The sequence below is a fragment of the Burkholderia sp. SIMBA_051 genome (assembly GCF_046534915.1).
Lineage (GTDB): Bacteria > Pseudomonadota > Gammaproteobacteria > Burkholderiales > Burkholderiaceae > Burkholderia > Burkholderia ambifaria.
The window spans coordinates 63367-89716 of sequence record NZ_JAWRXS010000010.1; the positions used below are offsets into that span (position 1 = coordinate 63367).

20 protein-coding genes are annotated in these 26350 nt (G+C 66.2%); 10 read left to right on the plus strand and 10 right to left on the minus strand.

Annotated elements, in window-relative coordinates; translation table 11 throughout:
* Positions 1-6 precede the first annotated feature (6 nt).
* The 4 genes from mrdA to SB771_RS24030 all read right to left on the minus strand — a co-directional run bounded on the left by mrdA (position 7) and on the right by SB771_RS24030 (position 5149).
* The gene (mrdA, locus tag SB771_RS24015; protein WP_175661986.1) at positions 7-2277 is read right to left on the minus strand and encodes a penicillin-binding protein 2; all 2271 of its coding nucleotides are present in this window, start codon (positions 2275-2277) and stop codon (positions 7-9) included.
* Positions 2278-2395: 118 nt separating this feature from the next.
* The gene (mreD, locus tag SB771_RS24020) at positions 2396-2908 is read right to left on the minus strand and encodes a rod shape-determining protein MreD (RefSeq protein ID WP_011658224.1); all 513 of its coding nucleotides are present in this window, start codon (positions 2906-2908) and stop codon (positions 2396-2398) included.
* The gene (mreC, locus tag SB771_RS24025) at positions 2905-3966 is read right to left on the minus strand and encodes a rod shape-determining protein MreC (protein WP_175661987.1); all 1062 of its coding nucleotides are present in this window, start codon (positions 3964-3966) and stop codon (positions 2905-2907) included. Before mreC ends, mreD begins: the two co-directional genes overlap by 4 nt.
* A gap of 139 nt (positions 3967-4105) precedes the next feature.
* A complete protein-coding gene (locus SB771_RS24030) occupies positions 4106-5149 on the minus strand; it encodes a rod shape-determining protein (RefSeq protein WP_004189550.1) in 1044 nt (347 codons plus the stop codon).
* Between the two features lie 368 nt (positions 5150-5517).
* Between SB771_RS24030 and gatC the strand changes: the two genes are divergently transcribed.
* From gatC to SB771_RS24055, 5 genes are all read left to right on the plus strand, one after another.
* Positions 5518-5817: an Asp-tRNA(Asn)/Glu-tRNA(Gln) amidotransferase subunit GatC gene (gene gatC, locus SB771_RS24035; protein WP_006477478.1), complete on the plus strand. Its 300-nt coding sequence runs from the start codon at positions 5518-5520 to the stop codon at positions 5815-5817.
* Positions 5818-5883: 66 nt separating this feature from the next.
* A complete protein-coding gene (gatA, locus tag SB771_RS24040) occupies positions 5884-7374 on the plus strand; it encodes an Asp-tRNA(Asn)/Glu-tRNA(Gln) amidotransferase subunit GatA (RefSeq protein ID WP_126228731.1) in 1491 nt (496 codons plus the stop codon).
* Positions 7375-7378: 4 nt separating this feature from the next.
* A complete protein-coding gene (gene gatB, locus SB771_RS24045) occupies positions 7379-8854 on the plus strand; it encodes an Asp-tRNA(Asn)/Glu-tRNA(Gln) amidotransferase subunit GatB (RefSeq protein WP_175661988.1) in 1476 nt (491 codons plus the stop codon).
* A gap of 126 nt (positions 8855-8980) precedes the next feature.
* A complete protein-coding gene (locus SB771_RS24050) occupies positions 8981-9820 on the plus strand; it encodes a polyphosphate kinase 2 family protein (RefSeq protein ID WP_175661989.1) in 840 nt (279 codons plus the stop codon).
* A gap of 50 nt (positions 9821-9870) precedes the next feature.
* On the plus strand, positions 9871-10644 hold the full coding sequence (locus tag SB771_RS24055) for an exodeoxyribonuclease III (RefSeq protein ID WP_105784799.1): 774 nt from the start codon (positions 9871-9873) through the stop codon (positions 10642-10644).
* Between the two features lie 111 nt (positions 10645-10755).
* On the opposite strand, the gene SB771_RS24060 is transcribed toward SB771_RS24055, so the two are convergent.
* Positions 10756-11808, minus strand: coding sequence for an NAD(P)-dependent alcohol dehydrogenase (locus SB771_RS24060; protein WP_006755229.1), 1053 nt, complete (start codon positions 11806-11808; stop codon positions 10756-10758).
* 228 nt (positions 11809-12036) lie between these two features.
* Between SB771_RS24060 and SB771_RS24065 the strand changes: the two genes are divergently transcribed.
* The gene (locus SB771_RS24065; protein WP_105834799.1) at positions 12037-12981 is read left to right on the plus strand and encodes an AraC family transcriptional regulator; all 945 of its coding nucleotides are present in this window, start codon (positions 12037-12039) and stop codon (positions 12979-12981) included.
* A gap of 54 nt (positions 12982-13035) precedes the next feature.
* Here SB771_RS24065 and SB771_RS24070 read toward each other — a convergent pair whose 3' ends face one another.
* From SB771_RS24070 to SB771_RS24090, 5 genes are all read right to left on the minus strand, one after another.
* A complete protein-coding gene (locus SB771_RS24070) occupies positions 13036-14070 on the minus strand; it encodes a M48 family metallopeptidase (RefSeq protein ID WP_410721821.1) in 1035 nt (344 codons plus the stop codon).
* Entirely contained in the window at positions 14060-15481 is a 1422-nt protein-coding gene (locus SB771_RS24075) for an AmpG family muropeptide MFS transporter (RefSeq protein ID WP_011658216.1), read from the minus strand. The genes SB771_RS24070 and SB771_RS24075 overlap by 11 nt, the downstream gene beginning before the upstream one ends.
* Before the next feature lie 117 nt (positions 15482-15598).
* Entirely contained in the window at positions 15599-16207 is a 609-nt protein-coding gene (gene metW, locus SB771_RS24080; RefSeq protein WP_011658215.1) for a methionine biosynthesis protein MetW, read from the minus strand.
* The gene (locus tag SB771_RS24085; RefSeq protein WP_012364984.1) at positions 16204-17349 is read right to left on the minus strand and encodes a homoserine O-succinyltransferase MetX; all 1146 of its coding nucleotides are present in this window, start codon (positions 17347-17349) and stop codon (positions 16204-16206) included. Before SB771_RS24085 ends, metW begins: the two co-directional genes overlap by 4 nt.
* 299 nt (positions 17350-17648) lie before the next feature.
* A complete protein-coding gene (locus SB771_RS24090) occupies positions 17649-20522 on the minus strand; it encodes an autotransporter outer membrane beta-barrel domain-containing protein (protein ID WP_244096805.1) in 2874 nt (957 codons plus the stop codon).
* A gap of 469 nt (positions 20523-20991) precedes the next feature.
* On the opposite strand from SB771_RS24090, the gene SB771_RS24095 reads away from it, so the two are divergent.
* From SB771_RS24095 to SB771_RS24110, 4 genes are all read left to right on the plus strand, one after another.
* A complete protein-coding gene (locus SB771_RS24095; RefSeq protein WP_410721822.1) occupies positions 20992-21525 on the plus strand; it encodes a fimbrial protein in 534 nt (177 codons plus the stop codon).
* Positions 21526-21649: 124 nt separating this feature from the next.
* Positions 21650-22411: a molecular chaperone gene (locus SB771_RS24100; protein ID WP_175661992.1), complete on the plus strand. Its 762-nt coding sequence runs from the start codon at positions 21650-21652 to the stop codon at positions 22409-22411.
* A gap of 156 nt (positions 22412-22567) precedes the next feature.
* Positions 22568-25231: a fimbria/pilus outer membrane usher protein gene (locus SB771_RS24105; protein WP_175661993.1), complete on the plus strand. Its 2664-nt coding sequence runs from the start codon at positions 22568-22570 to the stop codon at positions 25229-25231.
* Positions 25212-26345 carry a fimbrial protein gene (locus SB771_RS24110; RefSeq protein WP_175705129.1) on the plus strand — a complete coding sequence of 378 codons (1134 nt, stop codon included), beginning with the start codon at positions 25212-25214 and terminating at the stop codon, positions 26343-26345. Before SB771_RS24105 ends, SB771_RS24110 begins: the two co-directional genes overlap by 20 nt.
* The last annotated feature ends 5 nt before the right edge of the window (positions 26346-26350 follow it).

Here is a 26350-nt window from a genome sequence, read left to right on the forward strand (position 1 = left end):
TCTCCGTTAATGAGCGGTGCCGGCATTCACCGCTTTCGCGGTGGCCGAGGCACGGAAGTTGTCGTCGCGCGGCGCGGTGGCGACCGGCTGTGTGCCGCTCGCGGGCCGGTGCGGCCGGTGCGGGCGCCGGATCGGCGGCAGGCTTGCGGCCATCGGCGCCGCGGCGCTCGCGTCGGACGGCTGCGCCGCGCTCGACGCGCCGGGCGCCGACGCGGCGTCCGCCGCACTCGCCGCACTTGCCGCACTCGGCACGACCGGCTGCGGCAGCGCGGTGAAGCCGGCCGCGACGGCGGCGGGCTTCGATGCGTCGCCGACCACGGGCGCGCTCACCGGCTCGGTCGCCGACGCGGCGGCGGCCACGGCCGCGGCTTCGTTGTTCGGGTTCTGACGTTCGACGAGGTAGTAGTCGAGCACGCGGCGCGCGATCGGGCCCGCGGCCTGCGCGCCCCAGCCGCCGTTTTCGACGACCAGCGCGACGGCGATCTGCGGATGGTCGACCGGCGCGTACGCGATGAACAGCGCGTGGTCGCGCAGGTGCTCGGCGAGCAGGTGGCCCTTGTAGTTCGAGCCCTGCAGCGAGAACACCTGCGCGGTACCGGTCTTGCCGGCCGCGAGGTACGAGGCGCCGCGGAACACCTTGTACGCGGTGCCGGACGGATTCTCGATCACGTTTTCCATCCCGCGCTTCACGACGTCGATGTCGCCCTGCTTGAGCGGAATCACTTCGCTTTCCTTCGGCACGGTCAGGTGGCGCGCGCGCGAGATCGGATCCTCGACTTCCTTCACGAGGTGAGGCTTCATCACGACGCCGTTGTTCGCGAGCGTCGCGGTGGCATGCGCGAGCTGCAGGATCGTGTACGAGTTGTAGCCCTGGCCGATCCCGAGGCTGATCGTTTCGCCGTCGAACCACTTCTGCTGCGCGGCCTTCTTGAACGCCTTCTTCTTCCAGTCGGTCGACGGCAGGATCCCGCGCGCCTCGCCCTGGATGTCGATGCCGGTGATCTGGCCGAAGCCGAACGGCTTCATGAAGTTCGCGATCGCGTTCACGCCGAGGTCGCGCGCGAGCATGTAGAAGTAGGTGTCGTTCGACACCATGATCGCCTTGTTCATGTCGACCCAGCCCTGGCCCGAGCGCACGTCGTTGCGGAACGTGTGGCCGCCGAACGTGAAGTAGCCGGGATCCTGGAAGCCCCAGCCCGGCGTGCGCTTGCCGAGCGTCAGGCCGGCCAGCGCCATGAACGGCTTGTACGTCGAGCCGGGCGGGTAGGTGCCGTGCAGCGGCCGGTTCAGCAGCGGCTTGTCGGGCGAGTTGTTCAGCTCGTCCCAGGTCTGCTGGTCGATGCCGTCGACGAACGAGTTCGGGTCGAAGCTCGGCGACGACACGAACGCGAGCACGTCGCCCGTCTTCGGCTCGATCGCGACGAGCGCGCCGCGCTTGCCGGCGAACGCCTGCTCGGCGACCTGCTGCAGCCCGATGTCGAGCGACAGCACCAGGTTGTTGCCGGGCGTCGCCTGCGTGCGCGACAGCGTGCGCACGGGCCGGCCGCCGGCCGTCACCTCGACTTCCTCGAAGCCCGTGAGGCCATGCAGGTCGGCTTCGTAGCTCTGCTCGACGCCGATCTTGCCGATGTAGTCGGTGCCCTTGTAGTTGTTCGCGTCGCGACGCGGATCGTAATGTTCCTGGTCGCTGTCGTTCTCGTCGCTCATCGCATCGATGCGATCCTGGTCGCGCTTCGAGATCCGGCCGATGTAGCCGATCACGTGCGCGGCCGTCATGCCGAGCGGGTACTGGCGGAACAGCCGCGCGCGCACGTCGACGCCGGGGAAGCGGAAGCGCTGCGCGGTGAAGCGCGCGACTTCCGCGTCGGTGAGGCGCGTGCGGATCGGCAGGCTCTCGAAGTTCTTCGAGTCTTCCTGCAGCTTCTTGAAGCGGCGGCGGTCGCGCGCGTCGATCGGGATGATCTCGGACAGCTTGTCGATCGTGTTGTCGAGCGTGTCGTCGAGCTTCGACGGCGTGATCTCGAGCGTGTACGCCGAATAGTTCTTCGCGAGGACCACGCCGTTGCGGTCGGTGATGATCCCGCGGTTCGGCACGATCGGCGCGACCGAGATGCGGTTTTCCTCGGCCTGCAGCGCATATTTGCCGTGCTGCATCAGCTGCAGGTAGAAGAAGCGGCTCGCGAGCAGCCCGAAGCAGACGAACACGAACACGCCCGCCGCCGCGACGCGCAGGCGGAACTTCGAGAGCTGCTGTTGGGTGTCGTTGAATTCGGTCATGCGGTTACATTTGATCCGGCCCATGCGCGGCGAGCGCGCGCGGGCGAGGGGCCGCCCCGGAGCGCGGCGCGCGGCGGGCGTGGGGGCGGCGGGTGTTCAAGGTCGGTTCCGGTGCGGCTCAGATGGGGCGCGTATCGTCCGGGTCGACCGGGCGGCGTTGCGGCATCAGCAGCAGGTGGCTCGCGATCGGCCACAGCGCGGCCTCGACGAAGCCGTCCACCAGATAGCGCCAGCCGGGAAACGCGGCGCCCATCATCAGGCGGATCACGAACGGCACCAGCTGCGCGGCGACGAGCAGCGGCGTGACATACAGCACCTGCACGCCGATCGGCATCCACAGCACGCGGCGGTGGATCGTGATCGCGCCGTACGACAGCAGCGTATAGGCGAGCGCGTGCTCGCCGAGCAGCCCCGCGTCGTGCACGTCCATCAGGATGCCGAGCACGAACGCGACGCCCATCCCGACCTTGCGCGGCTGGTGGATGTTCCAGAACAGCAGCACGAGCGCGACGAAATCGGGCACGCCGGGCAGGCGGCCCCACGGCATCAGGTTCAGCAGGAACGCGGCGGCGAGGCTGAAGACGATGAAGTACGGGTTGACCGGCTGCAGGATGTATTGCGGACGGTTCATCGCTGGGCTCCTGGTTGCCCGGCCGCGGGCTTCGCGGGCGCGGCAGCGGGCTGGGCCGGCGCGGCGGGCGCCGCCGGCGCGGGTTTCGCGCCGGGTGCGGCCGCGGCGGCCGGCTTCGCGTTCGCGTCGGCCTTCTCGGCTTTCTCGCCCTTCGCGGCGGCCTTCGCGCCTTTCTTTCCCTTCTTGTCGGCGGCCGGCTCCGGCTCGGCCGGACGCGGCGGGACGTCGTTCTGGTAATGCAGCACGAGCATCTGGCGCGCGCCGCGCACGGCGGCGACCGGTGCGCAGGTCACGCGGGCGAACGCGGTATCGGCGAGCTTGTCGACGTGCACGACCTTCGCGACCGGCAGGCCCGGCGGATAGACGCCGTCGAGGCCGCTCGTGACGAGCTCGTCGCCCGCGACGAGGTCCGAGCTGGTCGGCACGAAGCGCAGATCGAGCGAATCGCCCTTCGGCGTGCCGTAGATCACGCTGCGCAGGCCGGTGCGCAGCACCTGCACGGGAATCGCGAGATCGCGGTCGGTGATCAGCGTGACTTCGGCCTGCAGCGGGAACACGCGCGTGACCTGGCCGACCACGCCGTCTTCACTGACGACCGGCGAGCCGTCCTGGATGCCTTGCTGCGAACCCTGGCCGATCACGATCTTCTGCGTGAACGGGTCGCTCGTGTCGTACTGGATCTCGACCGGGGTCGACTGCGTCGCGATGTGCTGGCGCAGTTCGAGCACCGCGCGCAGATGCATGTTTTCCTGCGCGAGCACGGCGGCCTGGTTGGCCTGCGTGGACAGTTGCAGGTTGCGCTTGCGCAGCGCGTCGTTGTCGTGGCGCAGCGATGCGCCCGTGACGGCGATGTCGGCCGCGCCCATGAACAGGTCGCGCGGCACGAGCGCCGCGCGCTGCAGCGGGTACAGCACGGTGCCGAGCACGCCGCGGACGATTTCGAGCGTGCTGAAGCGCGCGTCCGACACGAGGAGCGCGATGGCGAGGGCGACGAAGAAGATGAGCCGCGCGAGCGCGGGCGGACCTTGCTTGAAGAGGGGCGGCGGACTGTATTCCATGGTCGGCGCCGGGCGCGTGGTGATCGGTTAAATAATGCTCAGACGCGCAAACGGCGTGGCGGTTCGTTCTGAACGAGCGATCCGGCCACGCCGCGGGTGCGTCATATCAAACGGGACTGCTTAGGCGATCACTCGGCGATCACTCGTACGAGAAGATGCTGCCCAGCTTGTCCATGCGCTCGAGCGCCATGCCCGAGCCGCGCACGACGCAGGTGAGCGGGTCTTCGGCGACGAGCACCGGCAGGCCGGTTTCTTCCGCGAGCAGGCGATCGAGGTCGCGCAGCAGCGCGCCGCCGCCCGTCAGCATCATCCCGCGCTCGGCGATGTCGGCGCCGAGTTCCGGCGGCGTCTGCTCGAGGGCGATCTTCACCGACGACACGATCTGGTTCAGCGGATCGGTCAGCGCTTCGAGGATTTCGTTGCTCGAGATCGTGAAGCTGCGCGGAATGCCTTCCGACAGGTTGCGGCCCTTCACTTCCATTTCCTTGACTTCGGAGCCCGGGAACGCGGAGCCGATTTCCTTCTTGATCGCCTCGGCGGTTTGCTCGCCGATCAGCATCCCGTAATTGCGGCGGATGTAGTTGACGATCGCTTCGTCGAACTTGTCGCCGCCGACGCGCACCGAGCCCTTGTACACGATGCCGCCGAGCGAGATCACGCCGACTTCGGTCGTGCCGCCGCCGATGTCGACGACCATCGAGCCGGTGGCTTCCGACACCGGCAGGCCCGCGCCGATCGCGGCGGCCATCGGCTCCTCGATCAGGTAGACCTGCGATGCGCCGGCGCCGTGCGCCGCTTCCTTGATCGCGCGGCGCTCGACCTGGGTCGAGCCGCACGGCACGCAGATGATGATGCGCGGCGAAGGCGAGAACATGCGCGACTCGTGCGCCGTCTTGATGAACTGCTTGATCATCTGCTCGGTGACGGTGAAGTCGGCGATCACGCCGTCCTTCATCGGGCGGATCGCCTCGATGTTGCCCGGCACCTTGCCGAGCATCTGCTTGGCTTCCTTGCCGACCGCCTGGATCGTCTTCTTGCCGTTGGGGCCGCCTTCCTGGCGAATCGACACGACGGAGGGCTCATCGAGCACGATGCCCTTGCCGCGCATGTAGATCAGGGTGTTTGCGGTGCCGAGGTCGATCGCGAGATCGTTGGAGAAGTAGCTGCGCAAAAAACCGAACATTCAGAATCCTGTTTCGCTCTGGGCCGGCCCTGCATAGCGAGCGCTGAGGGCGGCAGCGGAAAAAATAACAGCCTCGGGAAGCGTGGCGGAAGCGGCCGCCGCGGCGCACGAAGCTGCGAGTGATGTCTACCGGGGATCGCACGAAGCACGCACGGCTTGCCGAAACGAGGCGAAACGGTGCGGGAAAAGGCTGCCGGGTTTGGGTCGAACGCGTAATGATACCTTATAATTTCACGGTATTTGAATCGAAACGGGCGGTATTTTTGCCGCTTCGGCCCCGATTTTTGAGGGTGGGATCGCACCCTCCAACCCCCCGCCGCAGCGCTGCTTTCGATGCGCCGCGCAGCCTTGTTTTTTCCGGTGATCGCATGGCCCTGACCCTGACCGATGTGAAACGCATCGCGCACCTGGCGCGACTCGAAATGGCCGACGCCGACGCCGAGCACATGCTCGGCCAGCTCAATGAATTCTTCGGCCTCGTCGAGCAGATGCAGGCGGTCGACACCGCCGGCATCGCGCCGCTCGCCCACCCGATCGAACAGATCCAGGAAGTCGCGCAGCGCCTGCGCGACGACGCCGTGACGGAGGTCGTCAATCGCGACGACAACCAGCGTCCGGCGCCGGCCGTCCAGGACGGCCTCTACCTCGTGCCGAAGGTGATCGAGTAAGCATTCGATGACAAGCGCGCCGGCGCCGCGCCGCGCGCCACCCAGAATTCCCAGGAAAACCACTCAATGCACGCAAAAAGCCTGACCGAACTGCGCGCCGCGCTCGCCGCCAAGGAATGCTCGGCCGTCGAGCTCGCGCAGCTCTACCTGAAACGGATCGACGCGGCACGCGACCTGAACGCGTTCGTCCACGTCGACGCCGACCTCACCCTTGCGCAGGCGAAGGCCGCCGATGCCGAACTCGCGCGCGGCGCGGGCGGCGCGCTGACCGGCCTGCCGATCGCGCACAAGGACGTGTTCGTCACGCGCGGCTGGCGCTCGACCGCCGGCTCGAAGATGCTCGCGAACTACGAGAGCCCGTTCGACGCGACCGTCGTCGCCCGCCTGCAGGCGGCCGGCATGGTCACGCTCGGCAAGACCAACATGGACGAGTTCGCGATGGGCTCGTCGAACGAGAACTCCGCGTTCGGCGCGGTGAAGAACCCGTGGGACACCAACGCGGTGCCGGGCGGCAGCTCGGGCGGCAGCTCGGCCGCCGTCGCCGCGCGCCTCGCGCCGGCCGCGACCGGCACCGACACCGGCGGCTCGATCCGCCAGCCCGCGTCGTTCGCGGGCGTGACGGGCATCAAGCCGACCTACGGCCGCGTGTCGCGCTACGGGATGATCGCGTTCGCGTCGTCGCTCGACCAGGGCGGCCCGATGGCGCAGAGCGCGTCCGACTGCGCGCTGCTGCTGAACGCGATGTCCGGCTTCGACGAGCGCGACTCGACGAGCCTCGAGCGTGAAGACGAGGATTTCACGCGCCACCTCGGCCAGCCGTGGGCGGCCGGCAACGATGCGGGCAAGCCGCTTGCCGGGCTGCGCATCGGTCTGCCGAACGAGTATTTCGGTGACGGCCTCGCCGACGACGTGCGTGCGTCGATCGACGCGGCGCTCAAGCAGTACGAGGCGCTCGGCGCGACGCTCGTGCCCGTGTCGCTGCCGAAAACCGAACTGTCGATCCCCGTGTACTACGTGATCGCGCCGGCCGAGGCGTCGTCGAACCTGTCGCGTTTCGACGGCGTGCGCTTCGGCCACCGCGCAGCGCAGTACGGCGACCTGCTCGACATGTACAAGAAGTCGCGCGCCGAAGGCTTCGGCCCCGAGGTGAAGCGCCGGATTCTCGTCGGCGCTTACGTGCTGTCGCACGGCTACTACGACGCGTACTACCTGCAGGCGCAGAAGATTCGCCGCATCATCGCGCAGGATTTCCAGGAAGCGTTCAAGTCCTGCGACGTGATCATGGGCCCGGCCTCGCCGACGGTCGCATGGGATCTCGGCGCGAAGGGCGACGATCCGGTGCAGATGTATCTCGCCGATATCTACACGCTGTCGGTGAGCCTCGCGGGCCTGCCCGGCATGAGCGTGCCGTGCGGCTTCGGCGCGGGCGCGAACGCGAAGCGCCCGGTCGGTCTGCAGATCATCGGCAACTATTTCAACGAAGCCCGGATGCTGCAGGTCGCCGACGCGTTCCAGCGCGCGACCGACTGGCACAAGCAAGTTCCGGCAGGGGTGTAAGCATATGGCTACTCAATGGGAAGTCGTTATTGGTCTCGAGACGCACGCGCAACTGTCGACCGTCTCGAAGATTTTCTCGGGCGCACCGACGCAGTTCGGCGCCGAGCCGAACACGCAGGCATGCCCGGTGGACCTGGCGCTGCCGGGCGTGTTGCCGGTGCTGAACCGCGGCGCGGTCGAGCGGGCGATCCGCTTCGGCCTCGCGATCGGCTCGACCATCGCGCCGCGCAGCATCTTCGCGCGCAAGAATTATTTCTACCCCGATCTGCCGAAGGGCTATCAGATCAGCCAGTACGAGATTCCGGTCGTGCAGGGCGGCCAGATCACGATCCAGGTGCCCGCCAACGAAAAGGCCGGCAAGCCGGCGTACGAAAAGACGGTCAACCTGACCCGCGCGCACCTCGAGGAAGATGCGGGCAAGTCGCTGCATGAAGACTTCGCCGGCATGACCGGGATCGACCTGAACCGCGCGGGCACGCCGCTGCTCGAGATCGTCACCGAGCCGGAAATGCGCAGCGCGGCCGAGGCCGTGGCCTATGCGAAGTCGCTGCACGCGCTCGTCGTGTGGCTCGGCATCTGCGACGGCAACATGCAGGAAGGCTCGTTCCGCTGCGACGCGAACGTGTCGGTGCGGCCCGTCGGCCAGGAAAAGTTCGGCACGCGCGCGGAAATCAAGAACCTGAACTCGTTCCGGTTCCTTGAAGAAGCGATCAACTACGAAGTGCGTCGCCAGATCGAGCTGATCGAGGACGGCGGCGAAGTCGTCCAGGAAACGCGCCTCTACGATCCGGACAAGCGCGAGACGCGTTCGATGCGCAGCAAGGAAGACGCGCACGACTACCGTTACTTCCCCGACCCCGACCTGATGCCGCTCGTGATCGGCCAGGACTGGATCGAGCGCGTGCAGGCCGGGATGCCCGAACTGCCGGCCGCGATGCAGCAGCGCTTCGTCGAGCAATATGGCGTGTCCGCGTACGACGCCGGCGTGCTGACGTCGAGCAAGGCGATGGCCGCGTACTTCGAGGCCGTGGTCGCGAAGGCCGGCGCCGCGAACGCGAAGATCGCCGCGAACTGGCTGATGGGCGACGTGTCGTCGCAACTGAACCGCGACGGCATCGAGATCGACGCGATTCCGGTGTCGGCGGCGCAGCTTGCGCTGGTGCTGCAGCGCATCGCCGATGGCACGATCTCGAACAAGATCGCGAAGGAAATCTTCTCGGCGATCTGGGACGAGAAGGCGACCGACGAAGCCGCGGCCGACCGCATCATCGACGCGAAGGGCCTGAAGCAGATCTCCGACACCGGCGCGCTGGAAGCGATCATCGACGAGGTGCTCGCCGCGAACGCGAAGTCGGTCGAGGAATTCCGCGCGGGCAAGGAAAAGGCGTTCAACGCGCTGATCGGCCAGGCGATGAAGGCGACCAAGGGCAAGGCCAATCCGCAGCAGGTCAACGAACTGCTGAAGAAGAAGCTCGGCTGAACATGGCCGCGCGCCTGAACCGCGCCTGACGACGGGCCGCCGCCGAACCTGTTCGGGGCGGCCCGTCGCTTTGGTGCATGCGTTATCGTGTGCGCGTGTGCATCGCACCGTCCAACGGAGGAACGAATGGCGAAACAACCGTCGCTCGACGATTTCCGCGTGCCGTACAGCACGCGTGACAAGGAAGCTGCCGCATTCAAGCTCGATGCGTTCGATCCGGCCGCGAAGCCGTTCTCGTCGGGCTCGAAGGATGCCGACCGCGAACGGCTCACCGCCGTGTCGACGGAGCTCGACGTGCAGCAGGAGCGCCTGCACACGCAGCAGAAGAAGCGCGTGCTGCTCGTGCTGCAGGGGATGGACACCAGCGGCAAGGACGGTACCGTGCGCGCGGTGTTTCGCGACGTCGATCCTCTCGGCCTGCGCATCGTGCCGTTCAAGGCGCCGACGCCGATCGAGGCCGCGCACGACTTCCTGTGGCGCGTGCACGCGCAGGTGCCGGCCGCGGGCGAACTCGCGATCTTCAACCGCAGCCACTACGAGGACGTCCTCGTGCCGCGCGTGCTGGAGCTCATCAGCGACAAGGAATGCGAGCGCCGCTACCGGCAGATCCGCGATTTCGAGACGATGCTCGCGGAGAACGGCACGACGATCGTCAAGTGCTTCCTGCACATCTCGAAGGACGAGCAGCGCGAGCGGCTGCAGGCGCGCATCGACGATCCGACCAAGCACTGGAAGTTCGACATCTCCGATCTCGACGCGCGCAAGCACTGGGATGCATACCAGTCGGCGTACCGCGACGCGCTCGTCGCGACGTCGGCCGAGCATGCGCCGTGGTACGTGATCCCGGCGAACTCGAAAACCCATCGCAACGTGATGATCGCCGAGCTGCTGCTGCGCACGATGACCGACATGAAGCTCGAATTCCCGCCGCCGAAGCCGGAGCTCGAAGGCGTGAAGATCCGCTAGGCTGCGATCCTGTCAAACACATCGAACTGAACTGAACAACGGAACCCGACATGATGCGAGTGATTACCGCCAACCTGAACGGCATCCGCTCCGCCGCGAAGAAGGGCTTTTTCGAATGGCTCGGCGAACAGAACGCCGACTGCGTATGCGTGCAGGAAATCAAGGTATCGGCCGACGACCTGCCGGCCGACTTCGTCGAGCCGCATGGCTTCAGGAGCTATTTCCACCACGCCGAGAAGAAGGGCTACAGCGGCGCGGGCATGTACAGCCGCCACGAGCCCGATGACGTGATCATCGGCTTCGGCAGCAGCGAATTCGATCCCGAGGGGCGCTACGTCGAGGCGCGCTACGGCAAGCTGTCGGTCGTGTCGGTGTACGTGCCGTCCGGCTCGAGCGGCGAAGAGCGTCAGCAGGCGAAGTACCGCTTCATGGACGAGTTCATGCCGCATCTCGCCGAGCTGAAGAGCAAGCGCGAGGTGATCCTGTGCGGCGACGTGAACATCGTCCACAAGGAAATCGACATCAAGAACTGGAAGAGCAACCAGAAGAACTCGGGCTGCCTGCCGGAAGAGCGCGCGTGGCTCACGCAGCTGTTCGACGATGTCGGCTATGTCGACGTATTCCGCACGCTCGACCCCCGCCCCGAGCAGTACACGTGGTGGAGCAACCGCGGCCAGGCTTACGCGAAGAACGTCGGGTGGCGGATCGATTACCAGATCGCGACGCCGGGCGTGGCCGGCACCGCGAAGCGCACGTCGATCTTCAAGGACATCAAGTTCAGCGATCACGCGCCGCTGACGGTCGATTACGACTACAAGAAGTGATCGTCGGCGCTACGCGATGCGCGTAGCTGCCGGGCCAACCGGTTGCAGAATGCAAAACGGGCCGCATGTCGAACATGCGGCCCGTTTCGCTTGGGGGCGGCGCTTGCTGCGTTACTGCTTGAGCGACGCCATGTCCACCACGAACCGATACTTCACGTCGCTCTTGAGCATGCGCTCGTAAGCAGCATTGATCTGCTGCATCGGAATCGTTTCGATGTCCGACGTGATGCCGTGCTCCGCGCAGAAATCGAGCATTTCCTGCGTTTCCGCGATCCCGCCGATCAGCGAGCCCGCGAGACGGCGGCGCTTGAAGATCAGGTTGAACACCTGCGGCGACGGATGGTCGTGCTCCGGCGCGCCGACGAGCGTCATCGTGCCGTCGCGCTTCAGCAGGTGCAGGAACGGGTTCAGGTCGTGCTGCGCGGCCACCGTATTCAGGATGAAGTCGAAGCTGTTCAGGTGCGCGTTCATCTGCGCTTCGTCCTTCGAGATCACCACTTCATGCGCGCCGAGCCGCTTGCCGTCCTCGATCTTCGACGGCGAGGTCGTGAACAGCACGACGTGCGCCCCCATCGCGCGCGCGAGCTTCACGCCCATGTGGCCGAGCCCGCCGAGGCCGACGATCCCGACCTTCTTGCCGGGCCCGACGTTCCACTGGCGCAGCGGCGAGTAGGTCGTGATCCCCGCGCACAGCAGCGGCGCGGCGCCGGCCGGGTCCAGCGTCTCGGGCACGCGCAGCACGAACGCCTCGTCGACGACGAGCTGGGTCGAATAGCCGCCGTACGTGATGTCGCCCGTTACGCGGTCCTGGCCGTTGTAGGTGCCGACGAAGCCGTTCTCGCAATACTGTTCGAGACCTTCCGCGCAGCTCGGGCAGGTGCGGCACGAATCGACGAGACAGCCGACGCCGACCAGCTCGCCTACCTTGAAGCGCGACACCTGCGGGCCGGTCGCGGTCACGCGGCCGACGATTTCATGGCCCGGCACGACCGGGTAGATCGTGTTGCGCCATTCGTTGCGGGCCTGGTGCAGGTCCGAGTGGCAGACGCCGCAGTAGAGCACCTCGATCTGGACGTCGAGGTCGCGCAGCGCGCGGCGCTGGAATTCGAACGGGGCGAGCGGCGATTGCGCATCGGTCGCCGCGTAAGCGTAGGTTGTGCTCATGCAGGGGGCTCCTTGTCCGGGAAAACATCCGGCGAAACAGACTGCCGCCGCGCCATGTGGCGACGCGGCGAGACAGGTGCCCATCGTACGGAGCGAGCGGCCGCGGCGAAATACACGAAGGTCTGGAAGATTTGCCCATTCCTCTCGAATTGCGCGCCAACAGCCGTCAAAACGCTTTCAAAGTGCTACATTGCAAGCCAGATTCTCTTGCCGGACAGGACGACGCCGATGAGCTTCCAGCCCCTTTTCGACGATATGGGCGACCGTGTGCGGCGCCGCATGATCGAGCTGCATTCGAGCCTCGCGCCGAACGAGGGCGATACGCTCGCGGCGCTCGACGGCGTGCGCTTCTTCCGCGTGAGCCGCCCCGTGCCACGCATGCCGGTGCTGTACGAGCCGAGCATCATCGTCGTGTGCCAGGGCCGCAAGCTCGGCTATCTCGGCGACCGCTCGTTCGTCTACGACGCGCAGCAGTATCTCGTGCTGTCGGTGCCGCTGCCGTTCGAATGCGAAACCTTCGCGAGCCCGGACGAGCCGTTTCTCGCGATCTCGATCCGCGTCGATCTCGCGGTGATCGCCGAACTCGCGATCCTGCTCGACGAGACGCTCGGCGCGGCGGTCAGCGAGCCGCACGGCGTCTATTCGACGCCGCTCGATGCGCCGCTCGCCGACGCGGTGGTGCGGCTCCTCGAAGCGCTCGCATCGCCGCACGACACGTGCGTGCTCGGGCCGGCGATCATGCGCGAGATTGCATACCGCGTGCTGACGGGCGCACAGGGCGACGCGATTCGCGCGGCGCTCGCCCAGCAGCATCATTTCGGCCGCGTCGCGAAGGCGCTGCGGCGCATCCATGCGGACCTGAAGGCCGATCTCGATGTCGAGACGCTCGCGCGCGAGGCCGGGATGAGCCTCGCGGTGTTCCACGCGCAGTTCAAGCACGTGACGGCGACGTCGCCGATGCAGTATGTGAAGGCCGCGCGCCTGCACCAGGCGCGCTTGATGATGGTGCAGGACGGCGTCGGCGCGGGTGCCGCGGCCGCGCGGGTCGGCTATGCGAGCGCGTCGCAGTTCAGCCGCGAGTTCAAGCGGCTGTTCGGCCGCAGCCCCGGTGACGAAGTGCGCTGGATGCGCGAGAGCGGCAGCCGGCCGGTCGAATCGGACGTCGGCGCGTAGCGCCGCGTCACGCGCCGGCGATGCCCGACGGAAAGCCGCGGCCTGCGGCGAGGCTCAGCGCCGCGCGACCTTGCGCCGCTGCGCGCTGATGCCCGCGTAGTCGGGCAGTGTGTCGACGCGCTTGCCCGTCGCCTTCGCGTACAGCGGCATCAGGTCCTGCAGCCGGTTCAGCAGATCCTGCCGTCGCGTCGCGCCGTACGGATGCGTGTAGATGAAGCCCGACGTCTTGTTCGCGCCGGTGGCCGCCGCGAGCTTGTCCCACAGCGTGATCGCCGCGCGCGGATCGAAGCCCGCGCGGGCGGCGATGTCGCCGCCGATCACGTCGGCTTCCGTCTCGTCGGTCGGGTCGTAGCGCAGCGTCTGCAGACGTGCGCCGAGGTTCAGCGCCTGCGGCAGCGGATCGCCGACGCCGAACAGCGGCGGCAGCGCGGCCGCGCGCAGCGACGTTTGCGACGCCGTACTGAGATTGCTGCGTGCATGTTCGCGCAGCGCATGGGCGATGCCGTGCGCGAGCAGCACGCCGAACTCGTCGTCGTTCAGGCGGACGCGATCGAGCATCCCGCCGTACACGAGCACCTTGCCGCCCGGCAGGCACGTGATGCGGATATCGCGCGAGCGGATCGCATTGACGTCCCACGCCCAGCTCTTCACGCGGTCGTTCCACTTCACCGAATACGGCGCCAGCTTCATGACGATGGCGCGCAGGCGTTTCACGCGCGGTTGGTTCGCCGGCAGCAGGCGGTCGCTGTCGGCGGCCGTTTGCACGATCTGCGCGTATTCGCTCGCGGTGAGCTGTTCGAGCAGCGGCGACGGGATCAGCGTGCGGAACGCGATCGCGTCGCCGTAGCGGACCTGCTGCGACGTCGGCGCATAGGCTTTCGACGGCACGGCCGCGCCGCTCGGCTGCGCGGCTTCGGCGGCGGACGGCGCGACGGTGGTCGCCGGCGTGGACGGCGCAGCCGCCGCGGAGCCGGCCGCGGCTGCCCCGGCGTCGGTCGGATGCGTGCTTGCCGCCGCGCCGAGCGCCGCGACGCCGACGCTCAGCGCGGCGGCGACGCGTGCGGCGCGAAGCAGGCGGTCATTGCGCACGGCTTGCCTCGCCGTTGCGCGCGACACCGTTCCACGGCGCGATCTTGAACAGCAGCAGCATGCCGGGGATCGCGAGCGCGGTGCACACGATGAAGTAGTCGAACCAGCCGATCTTCGCGACGATGAAGCCGCTCGCGGCCGACGCGAGCGTGCGCGGCACGGACGCGAGGCTCGTGAACAGCGCGAACTGCGTGGCCGTGTAGCGCGGGTCGGTCGTGCTCGCGATATACGCGACGAACGCGGCCATCGTCAGGCCGGTGGTGAAGGTTTCGACGCCGTAGACGATCGCGAGCGCGACCGTCATCGGGCTGAACTGCGGCGTGACGACGACGCCGAACACCGACAGCGCCGACGCGATCGCGTGGCTCGTCGATACCGTGAAGTCGTACAGCACGGCCAGCACCGGCGAGCCGGGGCCGAGCTGCGCGAGCCACGCGAAGCCGAGGGTCGACACCATCTGCAGCGCGCCGAAGATCCACAGCCCGCGGCCGATCCCGATCTTCACGAGCCACACGCCGCCGATGATGCCGCCGGCGACGCTCGCGACCAGCGCGGTGGTTTTGGCGACGATGCCGATCTCGGTGCGCGTGAAACCGATGTCGAGGAAGAACGACGTCGACAGCGTGGTCGCCATCGTGTCGCCGATCTTGAACAGGAAGATGAACGCGATGACCAGCAGCGCGCCGGCCCAGCCGTCACGCTGGATGAATTCGCGGAACGGCAGCACGATCGCGTCGCGCAGGTTGCGCGGCGGCGTGCCGACCACTTCGGGCTCGCGCACGACGAGCGTCATCAGGATGCCCGGCAGCATGAATGCGCCGGTGATCGCGAACACGGCGTCCCACGGCATGTGGTCGGACAGGATCAGCGCCAGCGAGCCGGGAATCAGCGCGGCGAGCTTGTAGGCGTTCACGTGCACCGCGTTGCCGAGGCCCTGCTCGGTGTCGCGCAGCAGTTCGCGGCGGTACGCGTCGATCACGATGTCGGCGCTCGCGCCGAAGAACGCGACGAGCGTGGTGAGCGCGGCGACCGTCCAGATCGAGTCGCGCGGCGACACGAAGCCGAGCGTGGCGATCGCGCCCGCGACCAGCAGCTGCGTGAGCAGCAGCCAGCCGCGCCGGCGGCCCGGCCGCCAGCCGGGCAGGCGCGGGATGTAGCGGTCCATCAGCGGCGCCCACAGGAATTTCCACGTATACGGGAACTGGATCAGCGCGAACAGGCCGATTTCCTTCAGGTTCACGCCTTCGGAGCGCAGCCATGCCTGCACGAGGTAGACGAGCGTGAACAGGGGCAGACCGGACGTGAACCCGAGGAACACGCAGATCAGCATGTGCGTGTTCAGATAGGCACGCCAGCCGGGGTGATCCTCGTGAGCGGTGAGCGCGGGCGCCTCGTGTGGCGTTTTCGACATGGAATGGAACTGGGTAGCGTTGACTGATTGCGGCGGCAGCGCAGGCGGCGCGAGCGGCGCAGAAGGGGGCGGCCGCACGCGCGTGCGGGCCGGATCATCCGTCAACGGCCCCCGGGCTCAGCTGCGCTTGACGCGATAGACAGCAAGACTACCACGCCAGTTCGCTCCCCAACGAATCGGCTGGCCTTCGTGCAGCACGACGCGGTCGAGGATCGTGACGCCGACTTCCGGCGCGAGCGCCTCGAAATCCTCGATCGTCAGCACCCGGACGTTCGGCGTGTTGTGCCACTGGTAAGGCAGCGCCTTCGACACCGGCATCCGGCCGTTCAGTACCGACAGCCGATGCGGCCAGTAGCCGAAATTCGGGAACGACACGATGCATTCGCGCCCGACCCGCGCGGTTTCGCGCAGGATCGCGGCCGTCTGGTGAATCGTCTGCAGCGTCTGCGACAGGATCGCGATGTCGAAGCTGTGGTCCTCGAACAGGCGCAGGCCGTCTTCCAGGTTCTGCTGGATCACATTGATGCCGTTCTTCGCGCTCGCGAGCACGCCCGCGTCGTTCAGCTCGATCCCGTAGCCGGTCACGTCCAGTTCTTCCATCAGCAGCGCGAGCAGCGAGCCGTCGCCGCAGCCGAGGTCGAGCACCGTCGAGCGCGGTTCGACCCAGCGCGCGATCGTGCGGAAGTCTGCGCGCGCGGACAGGGAGTTCAGGGCTTGCTGGTTCATGCGCCTACCTCGTTGGCGATTCGTTCGTAATACGCGCGCAGCAGGTTGTGATAGCGCGCGTCGTCGAGCAGGAACGCGTCGTGGCCGTGCGGCGCGTCGATCTCCGCGTAGCTGACCGTGCGCTTGTTGTCGAGCAGCGCCTTCACGATCTCGCGCGAACGCGCCGGCGCGAAGCGCCAGTCGGTCGAGAAGCTCGCGATCAGGTATTTCGCCTGCGTGTGCGCGAGCGCGGCGGTGAGGTTGCCGTCGAACGCCTTGGCTGGATCGAAGTAGTCGAGCGCGCGTGTGATCAGCAGGTAGGTGTTCGCGTCGAAGTAGTCGGCAAACTTGTCGCCCTGGTAGCGCAGGTACGACTCGACCTCGAACTCGACGTCGAAGCTGAAGTTGTACGCGTCGAGCGCGCCGTCCGCGCGGCGCAGCGCACGGCCGAATTTCTCGGCCATGTCGTCGTCGGACAGGTACGTGATGTGGCCGATCATCCGCGCGACGCGCAGGCCGCGCTTCGGCTTCACGCCGTGCGCGTAATAGTCGCCGCCGTGGAAGTCGGGATCGGACAGGATCGCCGAGCGCGCGACTTCGTTGAACGCGATGTTCTGCGCGGACAGCTTCGGTGTCGACGCGATGTCGATGCAGTGTGCGACGCGCTCCGGATACATCAGGCTCCACGCGAGCGCCTGCATCCCGCCGAGGCTGCCGCCCATCACCGCGGCGAAGCGCTCGATGCCGAAGGCATCCGCGACGCGCGCCTGCGCGTGCACCCAGTCCTCGACGGTGACGACCGGAAAGCGCGCGCCGTACGGCTTGCCGCTCGACGGGTCGATGCTCATCGGGCCGGTCGAGCCGAAGCACGAGCCGAGGTTGTTCACGCCGATCACGAAGAAGCGGTTGGTGTCGAGCGGCTTGCCCGGGCCGACCAGGTTGTCCCACCAGCCGGTGCTGCGCGGATCGTCCGCGTAGACGCCGGCGACGTGATGCGACGCGTTGAGCGCGTGGCAGACGAGCACCGCGTTCGAACGCGCGGCGTTGAGCTCGCCGTACGTTTCGACGACGAGCTGATAGTTGCCGATCACGCTGCCGCTTTGCAAGCGCAGTGGTTCGGCGAAGTGCATGGTCTGTGGAGCGACGATGCCGATCGATTCCATTCGTTCCGCCTTATGACTGGGCGGCTAAACGGTGTCGGCGATGCGCGGAGGCGAAGGTGCGCGGCTGACGACCTCTTTAGCCGCATTTGTAGTGAACCTGCCGGGACCAAGACGCATCAAGGCCCGGCCGGTTCGCGCGCCCGCAATCGAGTCAGCAAATCGGCGCGCTTCCGACCTGCCGCCAGCTGGCGGCAGTCGGCAAAGTATAGCGGAAATCGCGGAACGCGCGTTTCGACGCGTGGCGCGCACGGGGTGCGGCGCGCCTGCCTGCGTGCGACGGCGCCGCGCCCCGTTTTCTGCTACCAGCGGTACTTCGCGGTGAACTCGCCCTTGACCACCGCGTAGTCGGACATATTCGCTTCCACGCCGAGGCTGGCCGACACCGTGAAGCGTTTCGCGACCTGCCCGGTCGCGCCGATCCTGAACGCCGCGCGGTCGCGCGGCACGCTAAAGGAGAACGAGTTGCCGTCGAGCGTCAGCGATCGCGAGCCGGGGCCGTGCCACCAGTTCGCTTCGATGAACGGCCGCAGTTCGCGCCCGGGCGCGATCGCGGTGACGCCATGCACGCGTACGCCGACACGGGTCAGCACGTCGGTGGAACCCTGCCCGTCGACGTAGCCGCCCGCGGCACGGTGAGCCGCCGCGTGGTAGTCGGAGACGACGAGCTGTACCTCGGGTTCGACGAAGAAGCGCGTGTCGCCGCGCTCGTAGACGTGGAACGAATGGCCGGCTTCGAGCGACCCGGTGACGGTGCGCGACCGGTACGAATCCCCGGCGAGACTGCCGCCGACGCGGTTCGCATACGCGCCGTACATGAACCACGCATCGACGTACGGGCCGGACAGGATGTCGCGATTGCCGTACCACGTGCCGTACAGCCCGGCGTTGTAGCCTTCGACGCTGCCGCGCGCGGTGGCATCGGCGGTGCGCTGCTCGGCGGCATTCCACAGCGGGCGGGTCGACCAGTTCGTCTGGCTGCCGTACATCCCCATCACGCCGGCCCGGATGCTGCCGCCGCGACCGTCGTCGAAGCGGAGCAGGTCGGCGCCCGCATGCACCAGCCGGCCGTTGCCCGACACGCTGCGGCCCCCGCCCGATATCGACGTGAACTGGCCTTCGGTACGCAGCCACACGGCGCCGTCGAGCGGGCCCGCTGCGGCGCCGCCGGTGCGAAGCGAGCGATCCTCGCGCTGATGCAGCGAATGGATGGCCATCATCGCGGCGGCATCGGCGTTCTCCATGTAGGCGTCAGGCTCCGGTGCGACGGCGCGCGTCGGGGGCGGGGGTGTGGTTTCGGGGTGCACGGGCGGCTCGGGCTCGCCGGGCGCGGGCGGCTGGGGCGGCTGCGGTGGCTCGGGCTTCGCGGCGGAGACGAGGTACCAGTCTTCAGCCTTGCCGCCCTTGCCGCCCCGCTCCAGCATGTAGTCGTAGCCGCCGGCCGACAGCGTGCCGAAGCCTTGCCGGTAGCCGTCGGACGCCGCGTCGAGCGCGAACGCCGACGCGTCCGTCGTGCCGCCGTTGCGGGTTTCGACGATCGGGATGCCGACCGTGGTTTGCGCACCGTCGCCGCCGGCGCGCTTCACGACGACGCCCGTGTTGCCCGATGCATGGCCGCCGTCGATGACCAGCTTGTCGGTGGGCGATGCATCGTCGTGCAGCGTCGTATGGATCAGCAGCTTGCCGTTGCGGGCCGCATAGTCGCCGTTGACGACGAGCGTGCGCGGCGCGCCGGCGCCGGGCGCGGCGAACGCGATGGTCGAGTCGTTCAGCGCAACCGAGCCGACGATCGAATCGCCGGTGGCCGTCCACAGGCTGCCGCTGTCGAGCGACAGCGTGCGCACGGCATCGGTTGCGCCGGTCCAGGTTGCCCCATTGGACAGCGTGACGTCCGTCACCATGGGCGGCGTCTTCCCCTCATCATCCGGCCAATTGACGATATCGCCTGTCGCTTGCGCGCCGGTGTCGAGCGCGAGACGCACGGGCAGGCCTGACCGCGCGTGCACGGACATCAGCGTGCCGTTGCCGCCGCTGGCGCGTGCGCCGTTGCGCAGCGTGATATCGGCGCCGCTCGCGTCGATCGCGCCGGCTCGTTCGCTGACGAGCGAACCGCCGTCGACCGTCAGCGTGCCGGCGCCGACGCTCGCGGCCGACGCGCCGTCGCCTGTCGTGTGCGCGTCGGTGCGTACCAGATCGACCCTGCCGCCCACGCCGATCGCGAGCGCATTCGCGTTCCGGCCATGCGTCGTGACAGAGGCGTCGGTGAGCGACGCAATCGAATCGGCACCGCCGGCAAGGACGCCGTACGATCGCTCACCGCTTGTCACGATGCTGCCGCGCGTCATCGAAACCTGGCCGCCGAGCCTTGCGATTGCGCCAACCGAGCGATTGCCGGTGGTGACGACGTCGGAGTCGATTGCCCGCACGACCGGTGTCGGGTCGTATTCCTTTGACGCATACAGGCCGTGCGAACTCTCGCCGCTCGTCACGACGCGCACGTGGTCGAGCCTTGCGTCGGCCGCGCGCGTGTCGATGCCGAGCGCGGCGTCGCCCTCGGTTTGCAGATAGGTGTTGCTGAGCGCGATGGAGGACCCGTCGGGCATGAACACGGCCGACGAGTAGTCTCCCGAGGTCCGGATATTGACGCCATCGAGTGTGGCGTGTGCGTCGTTGTTGCTGATGAAGACACCGTAGGAAAAGTCGCCGGCGGTGAGGATGCGGGTATCGGTGACGTTGACGACCGCCCGGGGCCCGTAGTGCACCGCGATGCCGTGCGCCTCGCGCCCGCGCGTGACGATCAGGCCGTCGATCAGATCCACGCGGCTGTCGCGACCGGCAATGTACGCGCCATGCGCGCTGTCGTTGTCCGTGTCGATCGACACATGTTCGGCGAGTACGCTGCCGCCGTCCTGCGCGCTGATGCCGGTACCGAAGATGCCGCGCGTTCGGATCTCGGCTTGATGCAGTTCGACGCGGGATCCGGCGCCGTCGGCCTCGGCGCCGGACGAGCCGTTGCCGAACGAGAACAGCCGCATCTTGCCGGCCGCGATCAGCGTGCCGCCATTGACGGCCGACAGCACCGGAGCGCGGCGAACGGACGTCGAATAATCGCCGCGGTCGATTTCGAGCACGACGCCGTCCGCGCGTTGCGGGCCGTGTTCGACCGATTGGGCCACGGACAGCCCCGGTATCGCAGCGCCCGCAAGCAGTGCGGAACGGGCGAACCGAATGCCGGCACGCGCATGAACTCCTACGGATTTGAACTTCATTTGTTGCTCTCTGCTGGCTCGAGGGATGGAAATCTAGCTTGCGGAGAAACGAAATGAATTGAAATCGGACGAGTTCGATTTTTTAAGATGCCGCGCGGCCGCTTGTCCGGCAACCTCTTTTCGGGATTGGGTTTAGACCTTTAAGCGTTTGTAACCTTTGAGATAAAAGCAAAGGGCAATCGTCTGCAGAAAAGGAGATTTAGTACTTGAACTAGGTTAAAAGGCGGAAATTTAGTAATTGTCGTATGTATCGGTTTTGTAATAATCAGCAAAATTGAGCCTGAGATGTCACTGCGCACAACGGGATGCAGTTTTCCCGGCCACGGCACAGAACATTTCAAATCAATCTCATTAATATTCATAGGCGTTCAACGAAATGAAAAAAGCACTCATCTCGGCACTCGTGGCCACCGCATCGGTCGCGGCATTCGCACCCGCTGCACATGCGGCCGACGGCCTGATCGAGTTCAACGGCGCACTGACGTCGGCAACGTGCAAGATCAATGGCGGCAGCGCCAACTTCGCCGTCACGCTGCCGACCGTCTCGACGAGCACGCTGGCTACCAAGGGTTCGTGGGCAGGCCGCCAGGCATTCAAGCTGTCGCTGACGGAATGCCAGCCGTCCACCGGCATCGTGAGCGCTTACCTCGAGCCGGGCCCGACGGTCAGCCCGGATACCGGCAACCTGAAGGTCGATGCGGGCGGTGCTTCGAACGTCGAAATCGCGCTGCTGAACGGCACGTACGACAAGATCAATGCGGCCGCCGCGATCGGTTCGCAGAACGTCGACAAGGTGAACATCAGCGCCGGCAAGGCTGATCGTCAGTTCTACGCACAGTACGAATCGCTTGGCAGTGCTACGGCCGGTGCAGCGAAGTCGCGCGTGAACTACACCATCGTATACCAGTAAGCACGGGCGCGGGCGGCCGTCGAAGTCGCGACTGCCCGCATTGCACGCGCCTCTCAAGCCGTCTCTAGCGAGACGGCTTCTCAGGAACGGTGCGATATACGGCAAATAAAGAATAGGAGTGCAGATGAAAAAAACATGGAAGAACCTCTTATGTACGGTTCTGCTGGGCGCGACTGCCGCGACCGGATCGGCGCAGGCGAGCGTGGTCATCGACAACACGCGGGTGATTTTCCGCGGCGGCGAGCGTGAAGTGACGATCAAGCTGACGAACCAGGGCAATGCATCGGCGCTGGTTCAGACGTGGATCGACAAGGGCGACCCGGATTCATCGCCCGACAAGATCGACGTGCCGTTCACGCTGACGCCCACGATGTTCCGTCTCGACCCGAAGAAAGGGCAGACCCTGCGGATGATCTATACGAAGGAGCCGCTCGCGCAAGACCGGGAGACGCTCTTCTGGTTGAACGTGCTCGAAGTGCCGCCGAAAGCGACCGACGAGGAGAGCGGCGAAAACCGGCTGCAGCTCGCGTTTCGTACGCGGATCAAGGTGATGTTCCGTCCGAAGGGGCTGGCGGGCGAATCGATCGAGGCGCCCGCACAGGTCACGTGGCGTGTCGTGCCCGGCAAGGACGGTCACGGGTATGCGCTCAAAGGGGAGAATCCGACGCCCTATTTCGTCAATTTCGGCGAGCTCAGCGTGAAGACGCGTGGCAACAGCTATGAAGCCGGCAATGGCTTCATTCCGCCGATGGGTTCCGAGACGTTCCCGATCGAAAAACTGACGCAGCAGCCGGATGCCGCAGCCGAGGTCGATTATCTGGCCATCAACGACTACGGCGCGGGCATGACCGGCAAGCGCGCGCTCGCAGCGCCAGCCGCACGCTGATAGACCGGCCCGGCCTTCGCCGGGCCGGCTCTGCCAGGCCGCATCGACGCGGCCCTTTTCCAATACCGACTCCATCGCCCGGAAACGCCACGCGTTTCCGGCGGAGCTTGTCGCCTGGACTTCCGGGCAATGCCGAGCCACAACGTGCGTGACACCATGACGAAAATCGTAAAACCCGGCGCGCAATCTTCGGTGCCGCGCCTCAGGCCGCTGTGCGCGGCCGTCCTGTCGGTGCTATCCGCCTGTCAGGCGGCATGGGCTGCCGAAGCGAACGAAAAGCCGCTCATGGTCGCGCAGGTCGAATTCGAAAAGGATTTTCTTGCGCCGGGCAGCAGCGCGGCCACCAATCTGTCCCGCTTCGAGAAGGGCGACGCCGTGTTGCCGGGCGTGTACAACGTCGACATCTACGTCAACGACAACTGGACGGGGCGCGAGGACGTGCCGTTCAAGACGCTCGGTACATCGGAAGGCAATGCCCGCGCGTGCTTCGATCGCACGTTGCTGATGCGCGTCGGGGCCGATCTGTCGAAGCTCGCCCCCGCCGCGGCCGAAACCCTCGGCGCGGCGGATGGCTGCTTGCCGATCGAGCGGGCGATCGACGGCGCGACGGCGTCGTTCGATTTCGGCGAGCAGCGGCTCGACCTGAGCGTTCCGCAGATTTCGATGCGCCGCAATCCGCGCGGATACGTGAGCCCGGAATTCTGGAGCAACGGCGTGAATGCCGCGTTCCTCGGCTACGACGCGAACGTTTATACGTACAACACCTACGGTCAGGGCGCACAGACACAGGGCTATCTCGGGATCAACGCGGGCGCGAACCTCGGCGCGTGGCATTTTCGTCACAACGGTTCGTACAGCTGGAGCACCCAGGGCAGCGCTCAATATCAGAGCCTCAATACCTATCTGCAGCGCGATATTCCGCGCCTGTCGGCGCAGCTCACGATCGGCGAATCGTATACGTCGGGCGATCTGTTCGACTCGGTCGGGTTTCGCGGCGTACGGCTCGCGACCGACGATCGCATGCTTCCCGATTCGCTGCGCGGCTATGCGCCGATCGTTCGCGGCGTGGCGAACAGCAACGCGAAGGTAACGATCAAGCAGAGCGGCTCCGTGATCTACGACACGACGGTGGCGCCGGGCGCGTTCGAGATCAATGACCTGTATGCGACGGGCTATGGCGGCGACCTGACGGTCGAGGTGACCGAGGCGGATGGCAGCGTGCATTCGTTCAAGGTGCCGTACGCCGCGGTGCCGTTGTCGCTGCGCCCCGGCATCAGCCGCTTCAGCGTCGCGGCGGGCACGCTCCGTGATACGCAAACAGCGGGCAACCCGTTTTTCATGCAAGGCACGTGGCAGCGCGGCTTCACGAACGCGCTGACGGGTTATGTCGGCACGACCATCGCGCAAGGCTATGCATCGATGATGGCGGGCGGCGTGCTCAATACGAGAATCGGCGCGATCGGCGCGGACTATACGCAAGCGCGCACCTGGCTGCACGGGTATGGAGCGTCGACCGGCGGTAGCGCGCGAGTCAGCTATTCGAAGAACGTTCCGGAGACGGGCACGAACGTGTCGATCGCCGCGTATCGCTATTCGACGGGCGGCTATTTCGATCTCAACGCGGCGATGCAGGCGCGGGACGCCGTCGAGCGACTGCAGACGGGTATCTCGACGGTCATGCGCCCGCGCAATCGGGCACAGATCACGCTGGGCCAGACACTCGGCAGTCGCGGCGGCTATCTGTCGCTGACCACGTCCACGGTCAACTACTGGAACCGCAGCGGCTCCGACGTCAATTATTCGGTCGGATACAGCAATTCGATCCGCAATATCAACTTCAGCGTGCAGGCCACGCGGCAGCAGTCCGCGTTCGGCACGAACAGTACGATGTACTACGCGAGCGTGACGATTCCGCTCGGCCGCAATTACCCGATTACCGTCAACTCGAGCGTGTCGTACGACACGAGCGGCCGCACGCAAGTCCAGTCGATGCTGACCGGCTCGCTGGGCGTCGACCGAAACCTGTCGTATGGCGTGAACGTGAACCACGGGTCCGGCAACGGGGCGAGCAGCACGTCCGGCGGCGCAAACGTGCTGTACCACTCCAGGCTCGCCGACCTCTCGGCCACCGTGGGCTCGGGCAGCGGTTATTCGCAGGGCTCGGCGGGTATTCGTGGCGCGCTCGTCGCACACCCGGGCGGCATCACGCTGTCGCAGCCGCTATCGGATACGTTCGGCATTGTCGAGGCGAAGGGGGCCGCCGGCGCTCGCGTGCTCAACTCGTCCGGTGTGAAGCTCGACGGCCGAGGCTATGCGATCGTGCCGTACCTCACGCCGTATAGCCTGAACTCCGTCGATATCGATCCGAAGGGGCTGTCGACCGATGTCGAGCTGAAGGTGACGAGCCAGCAGGTCGCGCCGCATGCGGGTGCGATTCCGCTGCTGAAGTATGAAACCGAGACGGGTCGTTCCGCGGTGATCTACGCGAAGCGCGCGAATGGCGAGCCCATCCCGTTCGGTGCAAACGTACTCGACGAGCAGGGGAACCACGTGGGGATCGTCGGTCAGGCCAGCAAGACGTTCGTCCGCGGCCTGCAGCGTAGCGGCGTGCTGTCGGTCGGCTGGGGGGACGGCCCCGACGCGCATTGCCGCATCACCTACGACTTGCCGGTACGCGAAGGGCGTGCGGATTCGGATGGTTACCAGCGTGTCGATGCGCAGTGTCTTCCCGATGCCGCAGCGGCCCCGGCACCGACCGTCAAGCATTCCTATGCGCCGCGTATCGGGCCGGATGCGCCCAATGATGCGGCCGTCCGTTGATCGTGATCCAGTCGGCAACTTCATCGTCGCGTGGGGCCGCCGGCGTCACACACCAGACTCGTTTTTCCAGGATTCCTTCATGTTCAAAAGAAATTTAGTACTGGCCGGCATCACAGTGTTGTCACTGGTCCCCGGGCTGTCGCATGCAGAAATGATATGCAAGAGTTCGCTCAACCCTAACGTGGTTTTTCCGATTGCGAACTATGCCAACCTCACCAGCCTTCCCCCAATCAATCCGAATGCGGAAATCGGGGCCACGCTGGCGACTGTGGTCGTCATCCCTGCCGGTGGGCAGCCTAGTGCCGGGCCGCCGCTGAATTACAAATGCAACTACTACATCACCAGATCGACATTTACCGGCAGCTATCCGTATTTGGGCAACAAGATATATCAGACACCAGTGGAGGGTGTCGGGGTTAAGATAAGGCACGGAAATGGTAGCGGCGCGTGGTATGAAATGTGGCCGATGGAATTCAATTACGGGCCCACCCAGATTACAGGGTTCAATATGCCGCACCCGACAATGGACATCAAATTGGAGTTCGTGAAGACGGGCCCGATCACCGGACGAGGGAGATTGGCAGGGGAGTATGGCTCCGTGACCTTCTCAGGCGGGGGCGGTTCTTTAAGAGCAGCCCGGTACCTGTTTTCCGGTGATCTTCAAATCAAGGCGCCGACGTGTGCGGCAGCTGCGCAGACGCAAAACGTCGACCTCGGCACCATCCCGGCGAAGAAATTCACGGGCATCGGGACAGTATCCGAGCTGAAGCCGTTCGCCATCAACCTGATCTGCTCCGGCGGCGACGAAAATGTCGACGCGAAGCTGTACGTCACGTTGACCGACAACACGAACCAGAGCAACACGTCCAACACGCTGTCGCTGACGACGGATTCGGAGGCGAAGGGCGTCGGCATTCAGGTGTTCAAGGATTCGACGCAACTCGGCTTCGGCCCGGATTCGGCGGCGGTCGGGAACAAGAATCAGTGGTACGCGGGTACCACCGGCAACGGCTTCTTTTCGATTCCGCTACAGGCCCGGTACGTGCAGACATCGCAAACCGTCACGCCTGGCCCGGCGAAGGGGCGGATGACATTCACGATCAGCTATCAATGATGGCT